The organism is Arthrobacter sp. SPG23, assembly GCF_000876655.1.
Lineage (GTDB): Bacteria > Actinomycetota > Actinomycetes > Actinomycetales > Micrococcaceae > Arthrobacter.
The window spans coordinates 1-22,903 of the sequence record NZ_JYCN01000009.1 but is presented as its reverse complement, the minus strand read 5'-3'; the positions used below and the strand labels follow the sequence as shown (position 1 = coordinate 22,903).

The window sequence follows — 22,903 nt, the reverse complement described above, 5'->3', positions numbered from 1 at the left end:
CCAGAAAGGGCCTGACATGACCCAAACCATCCGCCACAGCTCGCCGGCCGGCGCAGCCGGCCCGGCATTAACAGGTACCGACGCCCCCGGCACGCAACACGGCATTACCGGAAAAGGACTGAAGGGCGGGCAGCTGGGCCTCCTCGCCGTCGTCGTCCTCGGCATTTCCACCATTGCACCGGCCTATACGCTCACCAGTGCCCTCGGCCCCACCGTTAACGAAGCCGGGCTGCAGTTGCCCGTCATATTCCTCATCGGCTTCATTCCCATGATCCTGGTGTCACTGGCCTACCGGGAGCTCAACGCCGATTCGCCGGACAGCGGCACCACCTTCACCTGGGTCACGAAGGCGTTCGGCCCGTGGGTGGGATGGATGGGAGGCTGGGGACTCCTCGCCGCGAACATCATCGTACTGTCCAACCTGGCCGCAGTGGCGGTGGACTTCTTCTATCTGTTCCTCGCCCAGCTCACGGGTGTGCCGGAGTTGGCGGACCTGGCCGCCAACAAGGTCCTGAATGTCGCCACCTGCATCGTGTTTGTGGCGCTGGCTGTCTGGGTCAGCTACCGCGGCCTGCACACCACCAAGGTTGTGCAGTACGGCCTGGTGGGTTTCCAGCTGCTGGTGCTCGGACTGTTCGTGGCGATGGCCTTCGCCAACTGGTCTTCCTCGGAAACCTCCATCCCGTTCAGCTGGGAATGGTTCGACGTCACGAAGATTGAAACGTTCGGCCAGATCGCCGCCGGAATTTCGCTGTCCATCTTTGTGTACTGGGGCTGGGATGTCTGCCTGACCGTAAACGAGGAAACGGCCAACGGCAAGAAGACCGCGGGCATTGCCGGCACCCTGACCGCAGTTGTGGTCCTGGGTATCTACCTCCTGGTCACCATCGCCACCATGATGTTCGCCGGCGTAGGCACCGAGGGCGTCGGGCTGAACAACGAAGAGAACCACGCAAACATCTTCACCGCGCTGGCGTCCCCCGTCATGGGCCCGTTCGCCATCCTGATGTCGCTGGCGGTTCTGTCCAGCTCGGCGGCTTCGCTGCAGTCCACGTTTACCTCGCCGTCCCGGAGCCTCTTGGCCATGGCACACTACGGCGCCCTGCCGAAGCCCTTTAGCCACATGAGCAAGAAGTTTGCGACGCCGGGCTTCGCGACGGTCGCAGCGGGTGTCCTTTCCGCGGGGTTCTACGCGGTGATGCACGTGGTCAGCGAAAACGTCCTCAACGACACCATCCTGGCCCTGGGACTCATGATCTGCTTCTACTACGGGCTGACGGCGTTCGCGTGCGCCTGGTACTTCCGCAACACCGTCTTCAGCAGCGTCCGCAATTTCGTGCTGCGGCTCCTCTGCCCGCTGCTGGGCGGGCTGGGGCTGCTGGTGGTGTTCCTGCAGACGGCCGCGGACAGCCTGGCGCCGGAGTTCGGCAGCGGATCCGAGATCTTCGGCGTGGGGCTGGTGTTCGTCCTCGGCGTCGGAATCCTCGCCCTGGGCGCCGTATTCATGCTGCTTATGGCCAGGCTGAGCCCCGGGTTCTTCCGCGGCGAAACCATCCGCAAGGACACCCCCGCCCTGGTGGTTCCGGAGTAAGGGCCGGTCAGGTTACGCCAGCAGGTCACCAGTAGTGGGCCACGTCAATGACCAGGCGGGATCCGGTCCCGGGTCCGTCCAGGCTGAATACCCGGAACGGAAGGCGCCCGCGGACGCCAAGGCCCATGCTCGAATATCCTTCGAAACTCCCGGCCCAGGCCACTTGGCGGAAGGTTTGGTAGCCGCCAACGTTGGTCAGTTCGTTCGGGTCGGCCGGCTTGTACGTGGAGTTTCCGCTGTCGTCATAGGCAGGAGCATTGACCGTGATCTGCAGGAATGCCCGTCCCCTCAGGGGAATGGGCAGGCCCGAACCGTCCTGCACCACCGTGGGGACGTACCGCACCGTGTAGCCTTCCACCGGACCGTTGAGGTCAACCACCAGGCGGTCGAAGCAGTAGTGCTGCCCTGTCCGCACGTTGATGACCTTCGCGGTGCTCATGGCCGCCTCGGACTTCGACAGCGATCCCCACACGAGTCCGCAGTACGAGGCGGACGCCGGGGCAGGCGCCACCAGGCCCAATCCTGCCGCCATCAGGATCGCGGCCAGCCACACTTGGAATTTCTTCATTTCAGCCACCCTTGGAAGTGATGAGATATCTCAAGCGTAGGAGCGCCGGGAAGTGAATACGAGGGCCGAAATGCCTTCGGCGCCCAACTGTTAGCGTGCCGCCCGGGAGGTTACGGGACGGCTATTCAGCGGCGAAAATCCAAGCGTTCCGGGGCCGTTTGGACGCCCGTTGCGCGTGGTTCCGTGATGCGTGGTAACGACGGCGGCCCCGGGCTCAGTTCCTGGTGACACAGCGAGGCGCCGGCAGCCCCTGCGGGCCGCCGGCGCCTTGCGATGCCGTGCTTCTGAACTTGTGGGGTGCGCCGGCGGCTGCCTAGCCTTCGCAGTCGCGGCAGTACTTCATGCCGTTCTTTTCGCGCGCAACCTGGGACCGGTGGCGGACCAGGAAGCAGGAGGAACAGGTGAATTCATCGGACTGCTCGGGAACAACGGTGACCGTGAGTTCTTCGCCGGAAAGATCCGCACCGGGAAGGTCGATTCCCTCAGCCGTGTCGTTTTCGTCAACGTCGATAACGGCAGTCTGGGCTCCGCCGCCGCGGGACGCCTGAAGGGCCTCCAGGGATTCAGCCGGAGACTCTTCTTCTGTCTTGCGTGGGGCGTCGTAATCGGTAGCCATTTGGGGGTTCGCTTTCGTTGCTGCGCAGCGCCATTTCAGGCACCTCAGTGAAGCAGTTTAGGTCATTATGCCGGTAGTTGAAGAAAAGTGTGTTCAACCCGACACATTGCGTCGCCCGTAGGCGGAAACCATGCTTCCTGGGCCGCAGCCCGGCGGTTACACCTCGCTGGCAGCAGCAGCCGTTTCCCGGTGCGCCTTGGCCGCGTGGTCACCGGCAAGTGCCACGCCGCTCAGCGCCGGCAGCCAGCCCCACCTGGTGACGTCGGCGATGGCGTCGTTGCCCTGTTCCCAGGCGCCGTGGTCCGCGGGTGACGCAGCTGCAGGCGCGGGCCGTGCCTCGAACCATGAGGCTATTGTGGTGAGCAGGCGTGTAGTCATAGGCCCAAAGTAGGCGTCCCATGTTGTGGGCACGTTTCGCCGCAGTCTCCACGGCGTTACTTTTTTGGCGCGGCTTTTTAGACGCGGCGGCCCCTGGCGGCCTGCACACCGTGGATTTAGCCTTGATGCACACCGCATCCGAGACCTCCGGAGGTATGGCATGGCCACGAAACTGAACAAGAAGTCGCTGGAGCACGCCCGCAGCCTGGTGAAGGACGGGAAGGTTGTCCGTGACACCCGGGACGACTGGAGCGAGCACGCACCTTCGACGGACCAGGAAAATGCCTTCATCGACAAGCACGGCTTTTCGGAATTCTCCGCGTGGCACCTCGGCCTGGACCCTGACGAATCAGAGGGAACCAAGGGCAGCGTGAGTTTTCCTTTTGGGGATTTCAAGAAAGTCCACCGTTGCGCTGTTGTGTCCCTGGAAAGCCGGGCTGCCCAGCACAACCACGATGAAATCGCCAAGGCCGCCAAGGACCTGCTCGAAAAGATCGATGCGGAGAACTAGTCCGGGGAAGAAGGACTAGTCCGGGGAACCGGGAGGCTGCCCCGGGACCTATGCCACCGGCCATACAACGACGGTCCGCCATGTTGCCGGATCGGGCTCCGTGGCAGGGTCGCTTAAGTAGTACTCCCACATGGAATCGGACGGGCTGAATCCCTCTTCCTTCATCCGCTCCTGGATGTCGTTGTACGTGGTGACCAGCGAGTCGTAAGGACCAACGTGGGTGGCTTCGAAGGCCCGGCACGCGGGCAGGGTTCCGGCCTCCACTCCCGCTGACGCCGTGATGGGCGCCGACACCGGAAAGCCCGCCTCGACGTCGACGGTGTCCGTGGGCATGCCCAGGTACCGGCCAAAAGGCGGCCCGGTCAGCTGCACGCCCTGGTTTTGGGCCGCTGCCATAACGGCGCCGTAAGCGCGGCCAAAGAAGTCCGGCAGCTCGTTCATGGGCACTTTTTCCCGGACGACGGCGGTGGGCTGTTCGGGACGCTGGACCAGCCGGATCCCGGCTTTCTCTTGGCTCATAAGCCAACGTTCCGTCCTGCGGACGCGCCAGCCCAGAGGCAAACGGCCCGGAGTCCGGAGGCGAATAGCCGGGCACACCGGCAGGCAGGCGCGGTGCTTCGTGGAGCCCCCTGTCGGATTCGAACCGACGACCCCCGCTTTACAAGAGCGGTGCTCTGGCCAACTGAGCTAAGGAGGCGTGCTTGTTTCTGCCTGACGGATCAGGCGCAAACAGCGGTGCTGGATGCAGTGCTAGATAAGGTTAGCCCAAGGACGCCCCGCTGGTAAAAACGGCAGCGGCCCGGTTCCGGAGGGTTCCGGAACCGGGCCGCTGGAATGCTACACGGCAGGCGGCTGCTAGCCCTTGGCGTCGATAGCGGCCTGGATGAACGGGATCAAGTCAGTTTTGGCGGAGTCGCCCTTGCCCCACTGCTTGCCGTCCACGAAAGCAGTCGGAGTGCCGGTCACGCCGACGGCCGCAGCTTCCTGGGTGGCCACCTTGACATAGGGCCGGTATTTCTTCTCTTCCACACAGGAATCGATGCTCTTGGCGCCGACATCCGTGGCCAGCTTCTTCAGGTCGTTGTCCGACAGGCCCGCACTGCCTTCCGCCGGCTGCTTGTCGAAGAGTGTATTCAGGAAGTCTGAGTACTTTTCCGGGGATTCGTTGACCACGCAGGCGGCGGCGTTGGCCGCGCGGGAGGAGTAGTTGGTGGTGGACTGCTGGTCCAGGAAGCCGAGCGGGCGGTACTCCAGCGAGATCTTGCCTTCGTTGCGGAGGCTGGTCAACTGCTCGTTGTAGGTCGTTTCGAACCGCTTGCAGACGGGGCAGATGAAGTCGATGTAGACGACCACCTTCACGGGCTTGCCGGCTTCCGCCTCAGCGCCGGGAGCCTTTACTTCGGCGGGCGCCGTTTCCGGCTTGGTCGGGACGTCCTTCACATTGACGGTGGCGGGGTCCGACTTCACTACCTCGGAGTTGGCCAGCAGCGTCACACCGCCGTGGATGTTTCCGTTGGCCGGGGTGGGGCCTTCGTCCGCCACGGGAGCGTTGTTCCTGATGTTGGAACTGACCACCAGGGCAACGATCGCGAGGATGGCAACAACGGCCACTACGATGCCCCAACCGATAAGGAGCTTGTTGCGCTTGTCCTTCTTCAGCTGCGCCTCACGGATCTCACGGGCTTTCTCGCGGGCCTCGGCAGTGCGTTCTGCTTTGGACTTGCGGGGTTCGTTTGCGGCGCTCATCAGTTCCTCGGGTCGATCGGCCAGGTGCGGACCACGTCAGTGGCAACTTTGTCAGTTTAGGGGAGAAACCTGAGAGCTTGCGCTTTCAAGTTTCTGTCCGCCTGCCCAACGGATGAATAGCCCGGAAGATTCCGGCGGACTAGGGTTGACTTCGAGCCATTAGCTACCCAAGGGGCACCAATGCAGACTACGCACCGTGAAAAATCCGAAGCAAGCGCCGAAGGGAAGCCCGCGCGCGGCGGCGGCCACGCGGCTGACGCGCTGTATGACTTCATGGTGGTGTCCAACCGCCTTCCAGTAGACCGCTGCGCCCCGGAGGACAGGGGTTGCGAGGACGGCTGGCGGCGGTCGCCCGGCGGACTGGTGACCGCCCTCGCCCCGATGATGACCAAAACCGACGGCGCATGGGTGGGCTGGCACGGCGCCCCCGATGAAACCGTCAAGCCTTTCAGCCATGGCGGCATGGACCTGGTCCCGGTGCAGCTGAGCACGGACGACGTCGAACTTTTCTATGAGGGCTTTTCCAACGCCACCCTGTGGCCGCTCTACCACGACGTCATCGCGCCGCCGGAATTCCACCGGACCTGGTGGGATTCGTACCGGAAGGTCAACCGGCGGTTCGCCGACGCCGTCGTGCGCCACGCCGATCACGGTGCCACCGTCTGGGTACAGGACTACCAGCTTCAGCTGGTTCCCAAGATGCTCCGCGAAGCACGGCCGGACCTCAAAATCGGCTTCTTCAACCACATTCCCTTCCCTCCGCCGGAAATCTTCGCCCAACTTCCGTGGCGCCGGGCCATTATCGACGGCCTCCTCGGCGCCGACCTTGTGGGCTTCCAGCGCCCCAGCGATGCCGGCAACTTCATGCGTTCCGCCCGGCGTTTCCTGGGCGCCAGCGTCAAGCAGCAGCAGGTGCACGTCAAGGGCCCTGACGGCCAAACCACCCACATTGCCCGCGCGCAGGCGTTCCCTATCTCCATCGACGTCAAGCAGATCAGCGAATTGGCCCGCAAGCCCGAAATCATCGAACGCGCACACCAGATCCGGCGGGACCTTGGCAACCCCAAGACCATCCTCCTGGGCGTGGACCGCCTCGACTACACCAAGGGCATCCGGCACCGGCTCAAGGCCTACGAGGAGCTCCTGGCGGACGGCAAGGTCACCGTGGTGGACGCAGCACTGATCCAGGTGGCGAGCCCCAGCCGGGAGCGGGTGGAGCAGTATCGCCTCCTGCGCGAAGAGGTGGAAGGCACCGTGGGCCACATCAACGGCACCTACGACACCATGCAGAACACCGCCGTCCGGTACCTGCACCACAGCTACCCCATCGACGAAATGGTGGCCCTCTATCTGGCCGCCGACGTCATGCTGGTCACCGCACTGCGGGACGGCATGAACCTCGTTGCCAAGGAATACGTGACCGCCCGCACCAACAACGACGGCGCGCTGGTCCTCAGCGAATTCGCCGGCGCGGCAGACCAGCTCAAGCAGGCGCTGCTGATGAACCCGCACGATATCGACGGCCTCAAGGACACCATCATGAGGGCGGTCAACATGCAACCGGCCGAGGCAGCCCGCCGCATGCGGTCCATGCGGAAGCAGATCCTGGACCACGACGTCGACCACTGGTCAGCCGACTTCCTTGCAGCGCTTAAAGAGAAAGTGGTCCGCGATGACACCTGATGCAGCCCAGGGCAAAGCCCCCCTCACGCTTCAGCCGGAACTCCTGGCGGCACTCAAAAAGGTTGCCGCCACCGAGCATCTCCTGGTGGCCATGGATTTTGACGGCACAATCTCCCCGCTGGTTGACCACGCGGCTGACGCCCGCCCCCTCCCCCGGTCCGCCGCGGCCTTCGCCGCCCTGGCCGCCCTCCCGCGGACGACGACGGCACTCATCTCGGGCCGGGCCCTGGACAGCCTCCGGGCGGTCGCTTCGCCGCCCCCGGAAACCCTGCTCATCGGCAGCCACGGGGCCGAAGCCTGGTTGGGGCCGGGTTCGTCGGAACTGACGCTTGACCCCGACCAGCTGACCCTGCTGGCAGACGTCCGGCGCACGCTGGAGGAAATCGTGGAGCAGGCGCCGGGCACCCTGCTGGAAGACAAGCCGGCAGGCGTGGTGCTCCACACCCGCCTGGCCGCCGACGACGTGGCCGAGGACGCCGTCGCCGCCGCCCGCGCGGCCCTGCAGGACCGGCCGGACGTGTACCTGAAAAACGGCAACCGGGTGCTGGAAACCTCCGTGGTCCACGCGTCCAAGGGCGAAGGAATGGCGTTCCTCCGCCAGGCGACCGATGCCACTGCGGTCGTGTTCGCCGGCGACGACACCACCGACGAAGACGCCCTGGGGCGGCTGTATCCGGGCGACGTGGGCGTAAAAGTGGGGCTGGACTTCACCCAGGCTCAGTTCCGCGTCGAGGCCCCCGTACACATAGCCGAACTGCTGGAAACGCTGCTCCGGGAACGAACCCTTGCTGTTGGGGAAGCCCCGTAAATCCGCGTAAATCCGGGGGCCGGCCGGCCCCGGGTTACGAATCTCACATGTGACGCCCGTAACATTTGCACCCAAATGCATAAAATCTGACATACTCTGTTTGTGATGTGGCGCACAGACACCGTGCGGCGTCACGCGATACTCCTCGGCTTCGGCCGGGGAGTACACGGCTGGAAAACCGTGGACAACTGAATAAACATGAACCATTCACAACGGATCGTCCGGCACGTACCTGCCGGTGAAGGGATTGATAACTGTGGCAACAGTTACTTTTGATAACGCAACACGTCTGTACCCGGGCACCGATAAGCCCGCCGTCGACAAGCTCAACATCGACATCGCCGATGGCGAATTCCTGGTCCTCGTTGGACCCTCCGGCTGTGGCAAGTCCACCTCCCTGCGCATGCTCGCAGGCCTTGAGGACGTCAACGCAGGCCGCATCCTCATTGGCGACCGCGACGTCACCGATGTTCCGCCGAAGGACCGCGACATCGCGATGGTCTTCCAGAACTACGCCCTGTACCCGCACATGACCGTGGCGGACAACATGGGCTTCGCACTGAAGATCGCCGGCGTCAGCAAGGAAGAGCGCGCCGAGCGTGTCCGCGAAGCAGCCAAGCTTCTTGACCTCGAGCCGTACCTGGACCGCAAGCCGAAGGCACTCTCCGGCGGTCAGCGCCAGCGTGTTGCCATGGGCCGCGCCATCGTCCGTAACCCGCAGGTCTTCCTCATGGACGAGCCGCTCTCAAACCTCGACGCCAAGCTCCGCGTCCAGACCCGTACGCAGATTGCGTCCCTGACCCGCCGCCTGGGCGTCACCACCGTCTACGTGACCCACGACCAGGTCGAGGCCATGACCATGGGTGACCGCGTGGCTGTGCTGAAGGACGGCCTGCTGATGCAGGTCGACACCCCGCGCAACCTCTACGACAAGCCCAAGAACGTCTTCGTCGCCGGCTTCATCGGCTCCCCGGCCATGAACCTTCTGGAACTCCCCGTTGTCGACGGCGGCGTCCAGTTCGGCGGAACGGTGTACCCGGTTCCCCGCGACGTCCTCGAAGAGGCACACGGCCGCACCGTCACCCTGGGTTCCCGCCCGGAGGACCTGGAGCAGGTCGCCGCAGGCGAAGGCCTCCAGGTTGAGGTTGACGTCGTCGAAGAACTCGGCGCCGACGCCTACGTCTACGGCCACACCACACTGGACGGTAAGAGCCACGACATCGTGGCACGCGTCGACGGCCGCCGCCCCCCGATGAAGGGTGAGTCCATCTACGTTCGCCCGCAGTCCGGACACGTGCACCTGTTCGACACCAAGACGGGCCTGCGCCTCGGCGACTAGCCCTCAGCACTGACCGACGGCGGCCCCTCCTCACTGGACGGGCCGCCGTCGTGATTTAAGCGCGGTTTCCTGACTTTGTTTAGGCGGCCTGCCCCTACGTACGGAAGAATTGGCACATGACCGAGGAAAGCAACGCCCAATGGCACGACGAACCCACCGACTACGGCCAGATCGGCAAACTGCCTCGGTTTGAAGCGGCCAGCGCCAACGACGACAAGAATTCCAGCGTCTCCAGCAACCTGAGCATCACCGCGGCGTCGGCTGATCCCGAACTCCTGGACCTGCCGTGGCACATCGCTCTGGAGGACTGGCCGGCGGAGTACCTCGCGGCCCTCCCCCGCGGTATCTCCCGGCACATCGTGCGCTTCGCCCACCTGGGCGGCTCCGTGATCGCCATCAAGGAAACCTCCGAACACGTGGCCCGCCACGAGTACCACATGCTCCGCAAGCTGGCGCGCCTGGACGTGCCGTGCGTCGAGCCGGTGGCCGTCATCACCGGCCGCACCACCCCGGACGGCAGGCCGCTGAATCCGGTGCTGGTAACCCGGCACCTGAAGTTCTCCATGCCCTACCGGGCACTCTTTTCCCAGATGCTGCGCAAGGACACCCTCACCCGCCTGATCGACGCCCAGGCGCTGCTGATGGTGCGGCTGCACCTCATCGGCTTCTACTGGGGCGACGTCTCGCTCTCCAACACCCTCTTCCGCCGCGACGCCGGCGCCTTCGCCGCCTACCTGGTGGACGCCGAGACCGGCGAGCTGTACCCGGACCTCTCCACCGGCCAGCGCGAGTACGATCTCGAGATCGCCCGGGTCAACATCGCCGGTGAGCTGATGGACCTGCTGGACGGCGGCCTGATCGAAGAAAAGGTGGACCCGGTGGCCACCAGTGAACTCATCATGGGCAGCTACCGCCGGCTGTGGACCGAGCTCACCGAGAAGGAATCCTTCGAAATCGGCGAACGCTGGCGTGTGGCCGCCCGGATCCGGAAGCTCAACGAGCTGGGGTTTGACGTTGAGGAATACGCGATCAAGACCACCCAGAACGGTTCCACCATCCAGCTCCAGCCCAAGGTGGTGGACGCGGGCCACCACCAGCGCCGGCTGCTGCGGCTGACCGGACTGGACGCCCAGGAGAACCAGGCCCGCCGCCTGCTCAACGACATGGACTCGTTCCGGGCGGACAACAACCCGAAGATGGATGAGGAATACAGCGCCCACCTGTGGGTTAGCCAAATCTTCGAGCCTATTGTCCGTTCGATTCCGCGCGACCTCTCAGGCAAGCTCGAGCCGGCGGAAGCTGTCCACGAAGTGCTGGAACACCGCTGGTATATGTCCGAGAAGCAGGAACGGCACATTCCGCTGGCTGAGGCCGTGCAGTCCTACATCGATTCCATCCTCCGGCACCGCCGCGACGAGGCAGCAATCATGCTCAACCCCGATACGGAACTGCTCAAGATCCTCGAAGTGGAAACCGAGCAGTCCCGGTACGGCGACGAAGACATCGACGAGTACCCTGACTCCGACGACTAGCTAAATCGCTTTTCCGGGATTCAGGATGCCGGCCGGATCAAAGAGGTGCTTGATCCGGCGCTGCAGCTCCCGGACAGGCTCAGGCTGTTCCAGACCCAGCCACCGCAGCTTGTACTGGCCGATCCCGTGCTCGCCCGTGATGGTCCCGCCCATCGCCAGGGCCACCGTGATGGACCGGTCCAGGGCCTCGCCCAGGCGTTGCATCGCATCGGCGTCCACCTGGTTGTCCACGCGGTCCACCCAGAAGGTGGGGTGCAGGTTGCCGTCGCCGGCGTGGGCCACGACCTTGAGCTGCACGCCGTGGGCCACAGCCATGGCTTCGAGTTCGCCGACGTAGTCCACCAGCCGCGAGCGCGGCACGGCCACGTCCTCCCCCACCCGGTATTCGTCGTCCACTTCAACGCCGCGGCTGTTGCGCCGCAGGTCCACCAGCCGCTCGGCTTCGGCGGTGTCCTCGGTGGTCACCGTGGCTCCGCCGGCGGCAAGGACCTCGCGGACCACCTCAGCCTCCGCGGCTGCCCCGAAGCCGTCCGTCTGGATCAGCAGGAGCGACGCTCCCCGGGAGCTGAGGTCCGAGCCATGGATCTCGTCGAGCTGATGCAGCGAACCGCCGTCGAGCAGTTCCATGATGGCGGGCTGCACGCGGGCCTTCCCCACGGCAAGGACCCCCGCCGCGGCGCTGCGGAAGTCCGGGTAGAAGGCGGCGATGGTGTGCACTTCGCGGGGCAGGTACTTCAGCCGCACGGTCGCCCCCACCACGATTCCAAGTGTTCCCTCCGAGCCGACGAACAGGCCGGTCAGGTCATAGCCGGCAACGCCTTTGAACGTCTGGTGCCCCGTGTGGATCAGGGAACCGTCGGCCAGCACCACGTCGAGAGCCAGGACCGAATCGCGGGTAACGCCGTACTTGGCGCAGCGCAGGCCGCCGGCGTTAGTGGCCACATTGCCGCCGATGGTGGATATGCGGAAGCTTGCGGGGTCCGGCGCGTACATCAGCCCGTGGACCGCTGCGGCGTCGTTGAGGTCGGCATTGATAACGCCGGGTTCGACGACGGCGGTCTCGTCATCCGGGTTCAGGTCAAGGATGCGGTTCATCCGTTCAAGGCTCAGCACGATGCACCCCTGGCTGGCGTGGGCGCCGCCGGACACACCGGTACCGGCGCCGCGCGCAACAATGGGCACACTGTGTTTGGCGCAGGCACTGACCACGGCCTGGACGTCCGCTACGGTTTCGGCCCTGACCACGGCCAGCGGCAGCTGGTAGTCGAGCACCGGGGCCTGGTCCACGGCGTAGGTCGCCAAGGTCATGTCGTCCACGGCCAGCTTGCCGGGCTCCAGGATGGTTTTGAGCTCGTCCACAATGTTGCTCATGCGGCCTCCAGGTCCGTCGAATCCGGCCTCCAGTCTAGACGGCAGGACCTTGCGTCCCTGCAGTTATGTCCGGAGCAGCTGAGGAGTCCGGTGTCCGGGTCCCGGGAAGCACCCAGACCGCGGCCGCGGCTTCATCCGCACTGATCCGGATGCCGGCGCTCCGGGCACCCGCATCCGTTCGGACGTGGCCGGTGCAGAAGGCAGGATCTGCGCCGAGGACGGCGAACTGGGCCGGAGACAGCGCGCCAGCCGCGAGATCGGCCCGGGCGGCTGCGCGGGCCACGAACACAAGGACCGCGCTCTCCGCTGTCTCGCGGATATAGGCGAGCGCGTCGCCGTCGGCGTGCAGCCAGCGGATTCCGCCCCCGGTGAGCGCCGGCTGATTCCGCCGCAGGGCCGCCAGCGCCGAATAGCCGGCACGAAGGTCCGCCTCGATCCGGGCGGGGTTGTTCCACGGCATCGGCGTCCTGGAGTCTTCGCCGTTGTACCCCTTCAGGCCGAACTCGTCTCCCGCGAAGACCACCGGAACACCGGGAATGGTGAACATCATGACTGCCCCGAGCAGCTGCCCCCCGGGGATCATCACCGTGGCTGCACGGGCCGTGTCGTGGCTGTTCAGCGCGTTCATGTTCTGAAGGCGGAGATCCCAACTGAACGCCGCTGCCAGGTCCAGGTGGGTGGCAAGGAAATCCTCTGCGCCCATCCGGTTGGGGCCGGCCAGCGGGGTGCCGAAGAAATTGACGTGCGCGGCGTCCCCTGCCAGCCAGGACCACAGCGGGCGGGTGAAGTTGGCGTAGGTCATGGCGCCGTGCCAGTGTTCGCCGGTAAAGTCCGGCGCGGCATCGTTGGTGGCTTCGGCCAGCAACGCAGCGTCGGGGTTGATGCCCCGGACCCGGTCCGCGATCAGGCGGGCCACCTCCCGGTTGAGGTCCGTGGCGCCCAGCCGTCCGGTCATGTTGCCGACGTCGATCCGCCAGCCGTCCAGGTTAAACGGGGGCCTGAGCCAGCGCGCCACCGGCGAGTCATCGTCCAGGACGAACTTGTCCCTCAGCCTGTCAGAAGACCAGTTGAACTTGGGCAGGGAGGCAACGCCGTACCAGGCTTCATACTCCGTGTGCCCCGCGTTGAAGTAGTAGTAACCGGCCTCGGCGGATACCGGATCGGCCAGCGCCTGCCGGAACCACTCGTGGGCGTCGCCGGAATGGTTGGCCGTGAGGTCGCCCATAACTTTGATCCCGCGGGCATGGGCCGCTTCCACTAACTTCACGAGCGCGTCGTTTCCGCCGAGCAGCGGATCCACTTCGTCGAAAGTGGAGGCGTCGTAACGATGGTTGGAACGTGCCGGAAAGAAGGGTGTCAGGTAGATGACGTCCGCGCCGAGGCCCTGGATATGGTCCAGTTTTTCGGCCACCCCGGTGAGGTCGCCGCCGTAGAACTGGAACGGCGTGGCCGCTCCGGTCCCCTCGACGGGCGTGTGGTCCCAGCCGGACGGGATGGCCCAGTCCGGCACGGGATGCGAATCGGCGCCGGCCGAGCGCGCGAAGCGGTCCGGAAACACCTGGTACATCGTTCCCCTGCGCATCCACTGCGGCGCGGCAGGGAACGTGGTCAGCCGGAAATCCCCGTAGTCGGAGACGTCGCGGCGGAACAGCCCCTGGGCGTTGAGGCTCCAGTACCCCGGGGTGCTCCCGGCTTTTCCACTGCCGGACATGCCGCCGTCGCGTTCGCCGCCGTCGTGTTCGTCCGGGACTTCCAGCAGGAAGCGGTACCGGGCCACGGGATTGGCGACGGTCATGTCCGCCTCCCACCATGCCCAGCCGTCCAGGTCCCCCAGGCTGCGGGCGGCGTCGTACCGCGGTTCACCGTCCTGGACCGACCGCACCCAGACCCGGGCGGCACGCCCCCACGCCGCGGGTATCCGCACGCGGAGGCGGGCAGTATCGCCAAGTCCGGCGCCCCGGGCCGCATGCAGCGGTGAACCGTCGTGGTGCGGGAGGGGGCAGCGCGGGAGGAAAGCCGCCATGCTCAGCCTTTGACCGAGCCCTGGGTGAGGCCGCTGACGATGTAGCGCTGGAGGAACAGGAACAGTGCCATCACAGGGACGGCAGCGAGCACGGCACCGGCCGCGAAGACGCCCCAGTTCTCCGAGCGCTGCTGGGCCACGAAGGAGTAGAGCCCGACGGCGAGCGTCTGGCTGTCCGGGTCGGTCAGCACCACGCTGGCGATCACGAATTCGCTGGAGATGCCGATGAAGGCGAGCAGCCCCACTACTGCGAGGATCGGCGTGACCAGGCGCAGGATGATGCCGAAGAAAATCTGCACGTGGCTGGCGCCGTCAATTTTGGCCGCCTCGTCCAGGGACTGCGGCACGGTGTTGAAGAAGCCGTACATGAGGTAGGTGTTCACCCCGAGGGCGCCGCCAAGGTACACCATGATCAGGCCGAGCTGGCTGCCCAGCCCAAGGGCCGGAATGACCTCGGAGATCCCGCTGAGCAGCAGGAAGATGGCCACAACGGCCAGCAGCTGCGGGAACATCTGGAGCAGCAGAAGGCTCAGCAGCCCGATCCGTCGCCCTTTGAACCGCATGCGGGAAAATGCGTAGGCGGCCATGGCACCCAGGAACACTGTTGCGGCGGAGGTCACCACGCCCACCACCATGGTGTTCACGAACCAGCGGCCGAAAGGCCGGGACGGGTCGTTGAACAAGGCGGTGAAGTTGCCGAAGTCCAGCTTGCTGAAGAGTGCATTCGAGCCCACGAGGGTGCCGGTGGAATTGAACGCCGCGGACAGCACATAGAGAAGCGGGAAGATCGCGAAGACGGTCACTGCTATTCCCACCAGGTGCCGCCAGCCCTTGTCCTTGAACCAGGCGCCGAACGTGCGCCGCCGCAGCTGCTTCAGCTGGTGGACGTCGGTGCCGGCTGCGGTGACGGTGCCTGCGGTGGCAGGACCTGTGGCGGGTGAACCTGCGGCGGGGGCCGCCGTCGTACCGGTGCGTGCCGTTGACCCGTTCATGAGTTCACGTCCTCGAGTGCTTTGGTCTGCTTGAAGCTGATGGCCGAAACGGTGGCCACGATGATGAAGATAATGATGGCCAGGGCGCTGGCGAGGCCGTAGTCACGCCCCGTCCCTTGCCCGAACGCCACTTTGTAGACGAGCGTGATCAGGATGTCCGTGGCCCCGATGTCCCGGTCGGTGTCCGCAAAGCGCGGGCCGCCGCCGGTGAGCATGAAGATCACGTTGAAGTTGTTGAAGTTGAAGGCAAAGGAGGAGATCAGCAGCGGGGCGATCGAGACCAGCAGCAGGGGAAGTTTGATGGAGCGGAAGACACGCCATGGGCCGGCGCCGTCCATCCGGGCAGCCTCGTCGAGTTCGGTGGGCAGCGACTGCAGGGCGCCGGTGCAGACCAGGAACATGTACGGGAAGCCCAGCCACAGGTTGACCACCAGCACGCTGATCTTGGCCAGGACCGGGTCCGTGAGCCAGCCGATGGTGGCACCGCCCAGCAGGGTCTGGTTGAGCCAGCCGAACTGCGGGTTGAGGATTCCGGACCAGACGAGGCCCGACAGGAATGCGGGGAAGGCGTAGGGCAGGATCATCAGGATCCGGTACACCTTCTTGCCGCGCAGGTCCTCGCGGTTGAACGTAATGGCCAGGAACAGGCCTAGCGCGAAGGTCAGCGCAACTGAGGCGACGGCAAACGTGAAGGTCCAGAGGATGACACCCAGCAGCGGACCGCGCAGGCTCGGATCGGTGAAGGCGCGGGCGAAGTTATCCATGCCGACGTCGATCTTCCAGCCCGTGGTGAGGGTCTGGCCGTTGCCGTCCGCGAAGGCTCCCTTGCCGTTGTCGCGGTAAACGGCGCCGGTGTCGGTGTTGGTGAAGGTGTCGGCCGCCGCGTCATAGGTCAGCGCCGGCTTGAACTCGTAGGCGCTGCTGCCGTCTGCCGTGCGCAGGGTGCCGTCAGCGGGGTCGTCCGAGACGGGTACGGTGATGGCCAGGATCGACTGCTGGTTGGCGACGATTTCCTGGAAGTTCAGCGTCCGGTAGCCATCAACGGAGTTGGCCTTACCGGTGGAGTCCGTGCCGGCGTCGGGCACTTCCTTCAGCGGCGCACCGGTGCTGCCGATCGAGGCCTTGCCGTCGGGATCGGTGAACAGCAGGTAGAAGTCGTTGCCCTTGGTGAGGACGGCGGCCTTGTAGGCGGGTGAGTCCGGGACACGCTTCTGGGCGGTCAACTGGATGGCCGAGATTGCGTCGTCCTTGGTGCTGTTGTGCCCGTCGCCGTAGTTGGTGAAGGCGATGTAGCCGCTGAAGAGCACCACGAAGACCTGGAACACGAGCAGGAACAGTACGCCCGGCGCCAGGTATTTTGCGGGCAATCCCCCCTTGCGGAGGTAGATCCAGTTAATAGCCAGTACGACGGCGGACGAGACAGCCAGGGCACCCCAGGACTGGCTCAGGAAGAGCATCATCAGGACATAGACGGCCAGGGCGTCAACGAGGCCCAGGAGCACGATCTTGGCCACCGTCCCCTTGACGGAATCCTGGCGGGAGCTGCGGTGAGGCGCCCCCGGCCTGCGGCCTGAGGTAGTGCCGCCCGGTGATGTCGCGGCTCCCGGCGTAGGCCCGGCTCCCGACGACGGGGGCGGCGGGGCGTCCTGGAAAAGGTCTGTTTTGGGCATGGCTGTCTATGGTCCTTGGAAGAAGCGGGGCCGTGGAAAGTGCAGGACGCTGCAGGAGCGGCGCTGCGGGAGGGGCGCTGCGGCAACGGGCCGGGCGGCGGTGAAGCTGCCCGGCCCGTGCCGGCGCGAGGGAACCGGCGGAAGGCTTAGCCGGCTGAAGGCGCTAGCCGGCGGAAGGCGTCAGCCGGCGGAAGGCGTCAGCCGGCGATCTTCGCCTTGATGCTGGCAGCCATCTTGGCCCATTCGGCAGCGGGATCGCCCTGGCCCTTGATCAAGGCGAGTTCAGTGGCTCCCCAGTCGGCCCAGACCGCGCTCATTTCCGGAATGGCGGGCATGGGCACGCCGGTGGCACCGATCTTGCCGAACGCCTCCACCACCGGGTCGCTGGCAGCCTTATCGAAGGAGGCCTTCAGCGCCGGCGGACGGCCGCCCGCCTTGTACATGGAATCCTGCGCCGCTTCCGAGGTGAGGTAGTTTGTCACGAACTCGTTGGTGGCAAGGGCGTTGGCGCTCTTGGCGCTGATGAAGAAGCCGTTGACGCCGATAAACGGCTGGGCAGGCTTGTCACCGGCGGTCGGCAGGGCGTCCACGGCAAACTTGATGCCCTTCTTCTGCACGTCCGGAACATTCCAGGGGCCCGTCAGGAAGTACGGGGATTCGCCGGCCAGGAACTTCTCCTTGGCAATGTCACCGGTGATGTTGGAGTTGATGATCTTTTCACCGGCATCGCCCCATGCCACGAGCTTCTTGGCGAACTCGACGCCGGCGGCGTCACCGATGAGGAGCTGTTTGGGATCGTAGCCGCCGTCGGCAGCCTGGCCGAAGACCTGCGAACCCATGGAGGCCTGCAGCGGGTAGAGGTGGTACGGGTCGCCCTGCTTAGGATCCATGCCCACCAGGAACGGGAACTTCGCTTTGCCGTCCGCAACTGCCTTCTTGCCGTTGGCCACCACTTCATCCAGCGTTGCCGCGCTCTCGGCCACAATGTCGGTGTTGCGCAGCAGGGCGATGTTTTCGATGGCGTACGGGACACCATAGACGGAGCCGTTGAAGGTCATGGCCTTGATGGAGGAATCCTGGAAGGCCGAGGACTTGTCGCCGAGTTCGATCGGAGCAATGACGCCGTTCTGGACGAACTTACCGACCCAGTCGTGCGGTCCAACGATCAGGTCCGGGCCCTTGCCTGTGGGCACCTGGGTAATGAAGTCATCGCGGACGGCCGCGAAATCCTTGACGACAAGTTTGACCTCAATACCCGTATCGGCCTGGAACTTGGCGGTGATGTCCTTGAGGGCCGGTGACCGTTCGGCGTCGACCCACATGGTGATGGTGCCTGCGCCGGCGGACTTCAGGTCCGGCTTGGCGGTGGCGGTGGCCGGTGCGGTGGCCGATGCGCCGCCGCAGGCGCTGAGCGCCAGGGCTGCCACGACGGAGAGCGCGCCCGCCGTAAAGACGCGGCGGCTGGTCCCGCTCGTGAGGGTGTTCTGCACCTTCATTGGTGTCCCTTTCATAAAAAATCCTGCATCCACGCGTCGGCCCCTAGGGCCCTGTGGCATCGTCGGTGATGTGGCTCACAGCTGCAAGCGCTTCCAAACTACACGGAATGACCCATGCTGGAAAGCCACCCTACTCGGCGGTAGCCTGCGGCGCAAAACTAAGGACGGGGCGGCTCCGGAGATCATCGCCTGCAAATGGCTGCATTCAAGGGCGGGGTCAAAGTCCAACTGGCAGCAATGAGTCGCACGTCACAATTGGAAGCGTTTTCAATTTGGCGGTGTTCCGTTCTACGATTACCGGCATGTCCGTTGACTCAATGCCCAAAGCCCCCGCCGTTGCGGCAGGACCGCTGACCCTGGTCCACCCTGCCGATGAAGCTTCCGGGTGGTGGCGGTCCGCCGTCATCTATCAGGTCTATCCGCGGTCCTTCCGGGACCTGAACGGGGACGGAATCGGCGATCTTGCCGGGATAACCGCAGAGCTTCCCCAGCTGGCCCGGCTGGGTGTGGATGCCGTCTGGCTGTCGCCGTTCTACCGTTCGCCCCAGAAGGATGCCGGATACGACGTCAGCGATTACTGCGACGTGGACCCGCTCTTCGGCACCATGGCCGACTTCGACGCCATGATGGCGGAAGCGACGCTCCTGGACCTGCGGGTGATCGTGGACCTTGTACCCAATCACTGCTCGGACCAGCATGCCGCCTTCCAGGCTGCCCTCGCAGCCCCCGCCGGTAGTCCGGAGCGTGACATGTTCATCTTCCGGCACGGGCGCGGAGCCTTCGGCGAAGAGCCTCCCAACAACTGGCAGTCCCACTTTGGCGGGCCCGCATGGACACGCATCACGGAGCCGGACGGCCGGCCCGGGCAGTGGTATCTCCACCTTTTTGATACCTCCCAGCCAGACTTCAACTGGGACAACCAGGCAGTCCACGACGAATTCGAGCGGGTGCTTCGCTTCTGGCTGGACCGTGGGGTCTCCGGTTTCCGCGTGGACGTGGCCCACGCCCTGGTCAAAGCCCCCGGGCTGCCGGAGTGGGGTGGCCGGGCCGACGGCAACAGCTGCGACGGCTACCCGGGCCACGATGCACCCATGTTCGGCCAGCCCGCGCTGCACGATATCTACCGGGCGTGGCGACGCATCCTGGCGGAGTACGGTCAGGACCGTATCCTGTGCGCCGAAGCGAATGTGGATCCGTTGCCCCGCCTGGCCGAGTGGGTGCGCCCGGACGAAATGCACCAGGCGTTCAATTTCCCCTACCTCCACGCGGGCCTGAATGTTCACCGCCTGCGCGGCGTGATCACGGACTCACTGCTGGCGCTGGACGCCGTTGGTGCGCCAAGCACCTGGGTACTCTCCAACCACGACGTCGTCCGCCACGCCACCCGCTTTGGCTATGACGGCCCCGCACCGCGCGACGGCGACGGGATCGGCGCCTTTGACCGGCAACCCGACTTTGCCTTGGGCAGGACCCGGGCCGCAGCAGCCTCCATGTTCATGCTGGGGCTTCCCGGCGGGGCGTACCTCTACCAGGGTGAGGAGCTGGGCCTTCCCGACGGGATCGATATCCCTGACAGCCAGCGCCAGGACCCCACATTCGCACGCACTGGCGGAGAACGGCTGGGCAGGGACGGCTGCCGGGTGCCCCTTCCCTGGCGAGCCGCCGAGCTGCACGCCGGTTTCGGGTCCGGAGCGGATCCCTGGCTGCCCCAGCCGGAGAGCTTCAGCGAACTGGCGCGTGATGCGCAGGCTGGACAGCCGACGTCGCACTTGAACCTCTACCGCCGGATGTTGGCGATGCGCAGGGAACTGGACCTTGGCCGGGGTTCGTTGGCGTGGCTGGAGAGCTGGTGCACGGATACATCCCTGGCGTACCTCAACGGCACCACCCTCGTGGTCATGAATGTGGGGCATGAGTCCCTGGAACTTCCGCCAGGCCAGGTGCTGCTCCGCAGCTCCTCCGGGTCAGCCGAAACGCACGAAGGCGGTCATCAGCTAGGCTCAGGTGAGACGGTCTGGTTGAACCTTCCTGTTGGGTGATCGGGCTGCAGGTTAAATTCGCAGGTAAGAACACGGAGAACTGAATATGCCCGGCATCAAGGACGTAGCTGAGCGTGCGGGCCTTTCCATCGCCACTGTGTCACGGGCGCTCAGCGGCAAAGGCAATGTGTCTGCCCGCAGCCGCGAACGTGCGCAGGCTGCGGCAGCCGAGCTTGGCTTTGTCCTGTCGTACCACGCCTCCAGCCTGGCTTCAGGCCGGAACCATAATGTTGGCGTGGTTGTCCCTTCCGTCCACCGCTGGTTTTTCTCCTCGGTGGTGGAAGGGGTATCGGCCACACTGCTCGATGCCGGGTACGACCTGACCCTGTACAACGTCAGTGAAGGGCCCGACCGCCGGCACAGCGTGTTGAACGACTTTCTTCTGCGGAAACGCGTGGACGCGGTCATCGCGGTATCACTCGAACTCAGTGAAGCCGAAATACAGCAGCTGCTTGCCATCCACCGGCCTATCGTGGGAATCGGCGGCCCGCTGCCCGGCGCCTCCACTATCAGGATTGACGACCCCGGCATCGCCGAAGCCGCAACCAACCACCTGATCAGGCTGGGACACACCCGGATCGCCCATATGACCGGCGACGCCTCCTACCAGCAGGATTTCCGGCTCCCTGGGACGCGTCAAGGCGGCTTCGAGAAAGCCATGGCAGCTGCCGGGGTGCAGGTCCGCCCGGAATGGCAGGTCTCCGCCGACTTCACCATACAAGGGGCGTACGCGAGTGCCAGGCAGCTGCTCGGCGGCGCCTCTGAACGCCCCACCGCGGTGTTCGCGGCTTCCGACGAGATGGCCATCGGAACCATTCTCGCTGCACGGGACTTCGGCCTGCGGATCCCCTACGACCTGTCCGTCATCGGCATCGACGGCCATGAACTTGGAGAAGTCTTCGGCCTGACCACCTTCGACCAGGATCCCCGCGGCCAGGGTGCACTGGCGGTCCGGCTCCTGCTGGCAGGGCTCGAGGACGCAGCCGACGGCGGCGCAACCGATACGGAGTTCCCAACCAACCTTGTGGTCAGGTCCAGTACGTCCGTGCCACCGGAAGACACCGTGCAGCGTTAGCGTCTCCGTGCCTGCCCCTCTAGGTGGCCGGCGCTTCCGGTGACAGCTCCCGCTCCATAATGATCTCTTTCTTGCCGGGATCGAGCGCATAGGCTTCCCGGCGCCCCGTGTCCCGGAAGCCGTGGCGTTCGTAGAAAGCAAGCGCGCGGGCATTGTCTTCGTGGACTCCCAGTTGCAGCAGACCGGCGCCCAGCTCACCCGCTGCAGCCTCAACCGACTTACCAAGCAGCTCGTCTGCGAGGCCGCTGCCCCGATAGGGGCTAGCTACATAAACGCTGATGAGCATGGCCTGGCGTGGCCGGTTAGGCTGCTGGGGGTGCTTCACCACCACGCGCATCAGGCCGCAAAAGGAGTCGGCCGTGGAACCACGCTCAGCGACGAACGTCGCGCTGCCCGGAGCGGTCATTGCGGCCGCCCGGCTCCGCCATTGGCCCTCCGTCTGCGCTTGGGCAGACGCCAGGGACTCAACGTAGGCCGTTGGAGTATCGGCCAGCATCTCAAGCCTCACGGTGCGCAGGGCAGCCCACTCCCCCTCAGCCATCCGCCGGACCCTAGCCAACGGCACCACCCATGAACCGGACAAAACGGGCCAGGACGTCGGGCCAGTCGGCATCGTATTCGGCACGGGTAACGGCAGGGTTTTCGGCGCCCTCCCAGCCGTCATGAACGACGCGGAGCTCGGTTCCGCCGTCAACTGCCCTAAAGGCAACGCGGAGTTCGGTGGACCACAACGCTGTTGTGCCCGGGTGCCAGCTGGCATGGAACGACAGCGGAGGCTGCCAGTCGTCGATGGTCCCCCACACCGCGCTGCGGCCGTCATCAGCGGTCTCCAGGACCAAGTTCTCTTCGAACTCCACGTACGAGCCGGCGCCGAACACGCTGTGGTCCTCAAGTGGCCACCAAAGGTGGGTGTGTTCGGTGAATCCGATGAAAGCCTTGGACACCGGTCCGGGCACCACCACGGTGTGCACCACGGCGTCCAGGGCATCTCCGGGGTCGGGTGCTTCGTCCGCAGGGGACGCGTGGCTGAAGAGGTTATCCATGCTCACCAACTTTACCCGGACGCGAGGAGGCCCCAAACGGCTCATTCCGGCCGCGGACGTCCTCTCGGTTGTGGTGGGGTTCGACGGCGGTGGCCGGGCCGGGTTTCCCGGGCCAGGGCCGCGGGGGTGAGAGAGGGCTGCCCGGGAAGGGGGCCTTAGGTGGGAGAGGGTGCTGGTGTGGCGTGGGTGGTTAAAGTGGGAGAGCCCCAACCGTGTGGTTGGGGCTCTCGACCTGAATGGTGTTCCGGCGGTGACCTACTCTCCCACACCCTCCCGGGTGCAGTACCATCGGCGCTGTGGGTCTTAGCTTCCGGGTTCGGAATGGGACCGGGCGTTTCCCCCACGCTATGACCGCCGTAACCCTTGCTCCACAACCCCTGGTTAGGGGTCGGGAAATCTGGTGGTTACAACATGCTCTGCCT

20 protein-coding genes, 1 tRNA gene and 1 rRNA gene are annotated in these 22,903 nt (G+C 65.2%); 8 read left to right on the top strand and 14 right to left on the bottom strand.

What is annotated here, in order from left to right; genetic code table 11:
• Positions 1 to 16 precede the first annotated feature (16 nt).
• Positions 17 to 1,591: an APC family permease gene (locus tag TV39_RS03460; RefSeq protein ID WP_043478417.1), complete on the top strand. Its 1,575-nt coding sequence runs from the start codon at positions 17 to 19 to the stop codon at positions 1,589 to 1,591.
• 25 nt (positions 1,592 to 1,616) lie between these two features.
• On the opposite strand, the gene TV39_RS03455 is transcribed toward TV39_RS03460, so the two are convergent.
• The 3 genes from TV39_RS03455 to TV39_RS03445 form a co-directional block, all read right to left on the bottom strand.
• Complete coding sequence (locus TV39_RS03455) at positions 1,617 to 2,159, bottom strand: AMIN-like domain-containing (lipo)protein (RefSeq protein WP_043478415.1); 543 nt, start codon at positions 2,157 to 2,159, stop codon at positions 1,617 to 1,619.
• 313 nt (positions 2,160 to 2,472) lie between these two features.
• Positions 2,473 to 2,775, bottom strand: a complete 303-nt coding sequence (locus tag TV39_RS03450) for a DUF4193 domain-containing protein (RefSeq protein ID WP_011690622.1) — start codon at positions 2,773 to 2,775, stop codon at positions 2,473 to 2,475.
• A gap of 156 nt (positions 2,776 to 2,931) precedes the next feature.
• Entirely contained in the window at positions 2,932 to 3,153 is a 222-nt protein-coding gene (locus tag TV39_RS03445) for a hypothetical protein (protein WP_043478413.1), read from the bottom strand.
• Between the two features lie 160 nt (positions 3,154 to 3,313).
• Here TV39_RS03445 and TV39_RS03440 point away from each other — a divergent pair, with 160 nt between their 5' ends.
• Positions 3,314 to 3,664, top strand: coding sequence for a hypothetical protein (locus TV39_RS03440; RefSeq protein WP_043478411.1), 351 nt, complete (start codon positions 3,314 to 3,316; stop codon positions 3,662 to 3,664).
• 48 nt (positions 3,665 to 3,712) lie between these two features.
• On the opposite strand, the gene TV39_RS03435 is transcribed toward TV39_RS03440, so the two are convergent.
• From TV39_RS03435 to TV39_RS03425, 3 genes are all read right to left on the bottom strand, one after another.
• Positions 3,713 to 4,183: a GyrI-like domain-containing protein gene (locus tag TV39_RS03435; protein WP_043478408.1), complete on the bottom strand. Its 471-nt coding sequence runs from the start codon at positions 4,181 to 4,183 to the stop codon at positions 3,713 to 3,715.
• Positions 4,184 to 4,284: 101 nt separating this feature from the next.
• A tRNA-Thr gene (locus tag TV39_RS03430) sits at positions 4,285 to 4,361 on the bottom strand.
• 158 nt (positions 4,362 to 4,519) lie between these two features.
• A complete protein-coding gene (locus TV39_RS03425) occupies positions 4,520 to 5,410 on the bottom strand; it encodes a DsbA family protein (RefSeq protein WP_043478405.1) in 891 nt (296 codons plus the stop codon).
• Positions 5,411 to 5,590: 180 nt separating this feature from the next.
• On the opposite strand from TV39_RS03425, the gene TV39_RS03420 reads away from it, so the two are divergent.
• The 4 genes from TV39_RS03420 (at position 5,591) to TV39_RS03405 (ending at position 10,772) form a co-directional block, all read left to right on the top strand.
• A complete protein-coding gene (locus TV39_RS03420) occupies positions 5,591 to 7,093 on the top strand; it encodes an alpha,alpha-trehalose-phosphate synthase (UDP-forming) (protein ID WP_043478402.1) in 1,503 nt (500 codons plus the stop codon).
• Positions 7,083 to 7,901 carry a trehalose-phosphatase gene (otsB, locus tag TV39_RS03415; protein WP_043478399.1) on the top strand — a complete coding sequence of 273 codons (819 nt, stop codon included), beginning with the start codon at positions 7,083 to 7,085 and terminating at the stop codon, positions 7,899 to 7,901. The genes TV39_RS03420 and otsB overlap by 11 nt, the downstream gene beginning before the upstream one ends.
• Before the next feature lie 256 nt (positions 7,902 to 8,157).
• Positions 8,158 to 9,240, top strand: a complete 1,083-nt coding sequence (locus TV39_RS03410; protein WP_043429380.1) for an ABC transporter ATP-binding protein — start codon at positions 8,158 to 8,160, stop codon at positions 9,238 to 9,240.
• 116 nt (positions 9,241 to 9,356) lie between these two features.
• Complete coding sequence (locus tag TV39_RS03405) at positions 9,357 to 10,772, top strand: DUF4032 domain-containing protein (RefSeq protein WP_043478396.1); 1,416 nt, start codon at positions 9,357 to 9,359, stop codon at positions 10,770 to 10,772.
• Here TV39_RS03405 and TV39_RS03400 read toward each other — a convergent pair whose 3' ends face one another.
• From TV39_RS03400 to TV39_RS03380, 5 genes are all read right to left on the bottom strand, one after another.
• Positions 10,773 to 12,143, bottom strand: coding sequence for an FAD-binding oxidoreductase (locus tag TV39_RS03400; protein ID WP_043478393.1), 1,371 nt, complete (start codon positions 12,141 to 12,143; stop codon positions 10,773 to 10,775).
• 34 nt (positions 12,144 to 12,177) lie between these two features.
• Positions 12,178 to 14,166 carry a glycoside hydrolase family 13 protein gene (locus TV39_RS03395; protein WP_043478390.1) on the bottom strand — a complete coding sequence of 663 codons (1,989 nt, stop codon included), beginning with the start codon at positions 14,164 to 14,166 and terminating at the stop codon, positions 12,178 to 12,180.
• A 2-nt stretch (positions 14,167 to 14,168) separates the two neighbouring features.
• Positions 14,169 to 15,158: a sugar ABC transporter permease gene (locus TV39_RS03390; protein WP_144406298.1), complete on the bottom strand. Its 990-nt coding sequence runs from the start codon at positions 15,156 to 15,158 to the stop codon at positions 14,169 to 14,171.
• Positions 15,155 to 16,828 carry an ABC transporter permease subunit gene (locus TV39_RS03385; protein WP_043478387.1) on the bottom strand — a complete coding sequence of 558 codons (1,674 nt, stop codon included), beginning with the start codon at positions 16,826 to 16,828 and terminating at the stop codon, positions 15,155 to 15,157. The genes TV39_RS03390 and TV39_RS03385 overlap by 4 nt, the downstream gene beginning before the upstream one ends.
• A 197-nt stretch (positions 16,829 to 17,025) precedes the next feature.
• A complete protein-coding gene (locus TV39_RS03380; RefSeq protein ID WP_043478384.1) occupies positions 17,026 to 18,324 on the bottom strand; it encodes a sugar ABC transporter substrate-binding protein in 1,299 nt (432 codons plus the stop codon).
• A 302-nt stretch (positions 18,325 to 18,626) separates the two neighbouring features.
• On the opposite strand from TV39_RS03380, the gene TV39_RS03375 reads away from it, so the two are divergent.
• Together TV39_RS03375 and TV39_RS03370 are read left to right on the top strand one after the other, a co-directional pair.
• The gene (locus TV39_RS03375; RefSeq protein ID WP_235347261.1) at positions 18,627 to 20,363 is read left to right on the top strand and encodes a glycoside hydrolase family 13 protein; all 1,737 of its coding nucleotides are present in this window, start codon (positions 18,627 to 18,629) and stop codon (positions 20,361 to 20,363) included.
• A gap of 46 nt (positions 20,364 to 20,409) precedes the next feature.
• Complete coding sequence (locus tag TV39_RS03370; RefSeq protein WP_043478382.1) at positions 20,410 to 21,438, top strand: LacI family DNA-binding transcriptional regulator; 1,029 nt, start codon at positions 20,410 to 20,412, stop codon at positions 21,436 to 21,438.
• A gap of 19 nt (positions 21,439 to 21,457) precedes the next feature.
• Here the strand turns inward: TV39_RS03370 and TV39_RS03365 are convergent, their stop codons facing one another.
• From TV39_RS03365 to rrf, 3 genes are all read right to left on the bottom strand, one after another.
• On the bottom strand, positions 21,458 to 21,979 hold the full coding sequence (locus TV39_RS03365) for a GNAT family N-acetyltransferase (protein WP_200890940.1): 522 nt from the start codon (positions 21,977 to 21,979) through the stop codon (positions 21,458 to 21,460).
• A 10-nt stretch (positions 21,980 to 21,989) separates the two neighbouring features.
• Positions 21,990 to 22,481, bottom strand: coding sequence for a hypothetical protein (locus TV39_RS03360; protein ID WP_043479038.1), 492 nt, complete (start codon positions 22,479 to 22,481; stop codon positions 21,990 to 21,992).
• A 242-nt stretch (positions 22,482 to 22,723) separates the two neighbouring features.
• Positions 22,724 to 22,840: ribosomal RNA gene (gene rrf / locus TV39_RS03355) — 5S ribosomal RNA — on the bottom strand.
• Between the last annotated feature and the right edge of the window lie 63 nt (positions 22,841 to 22,903).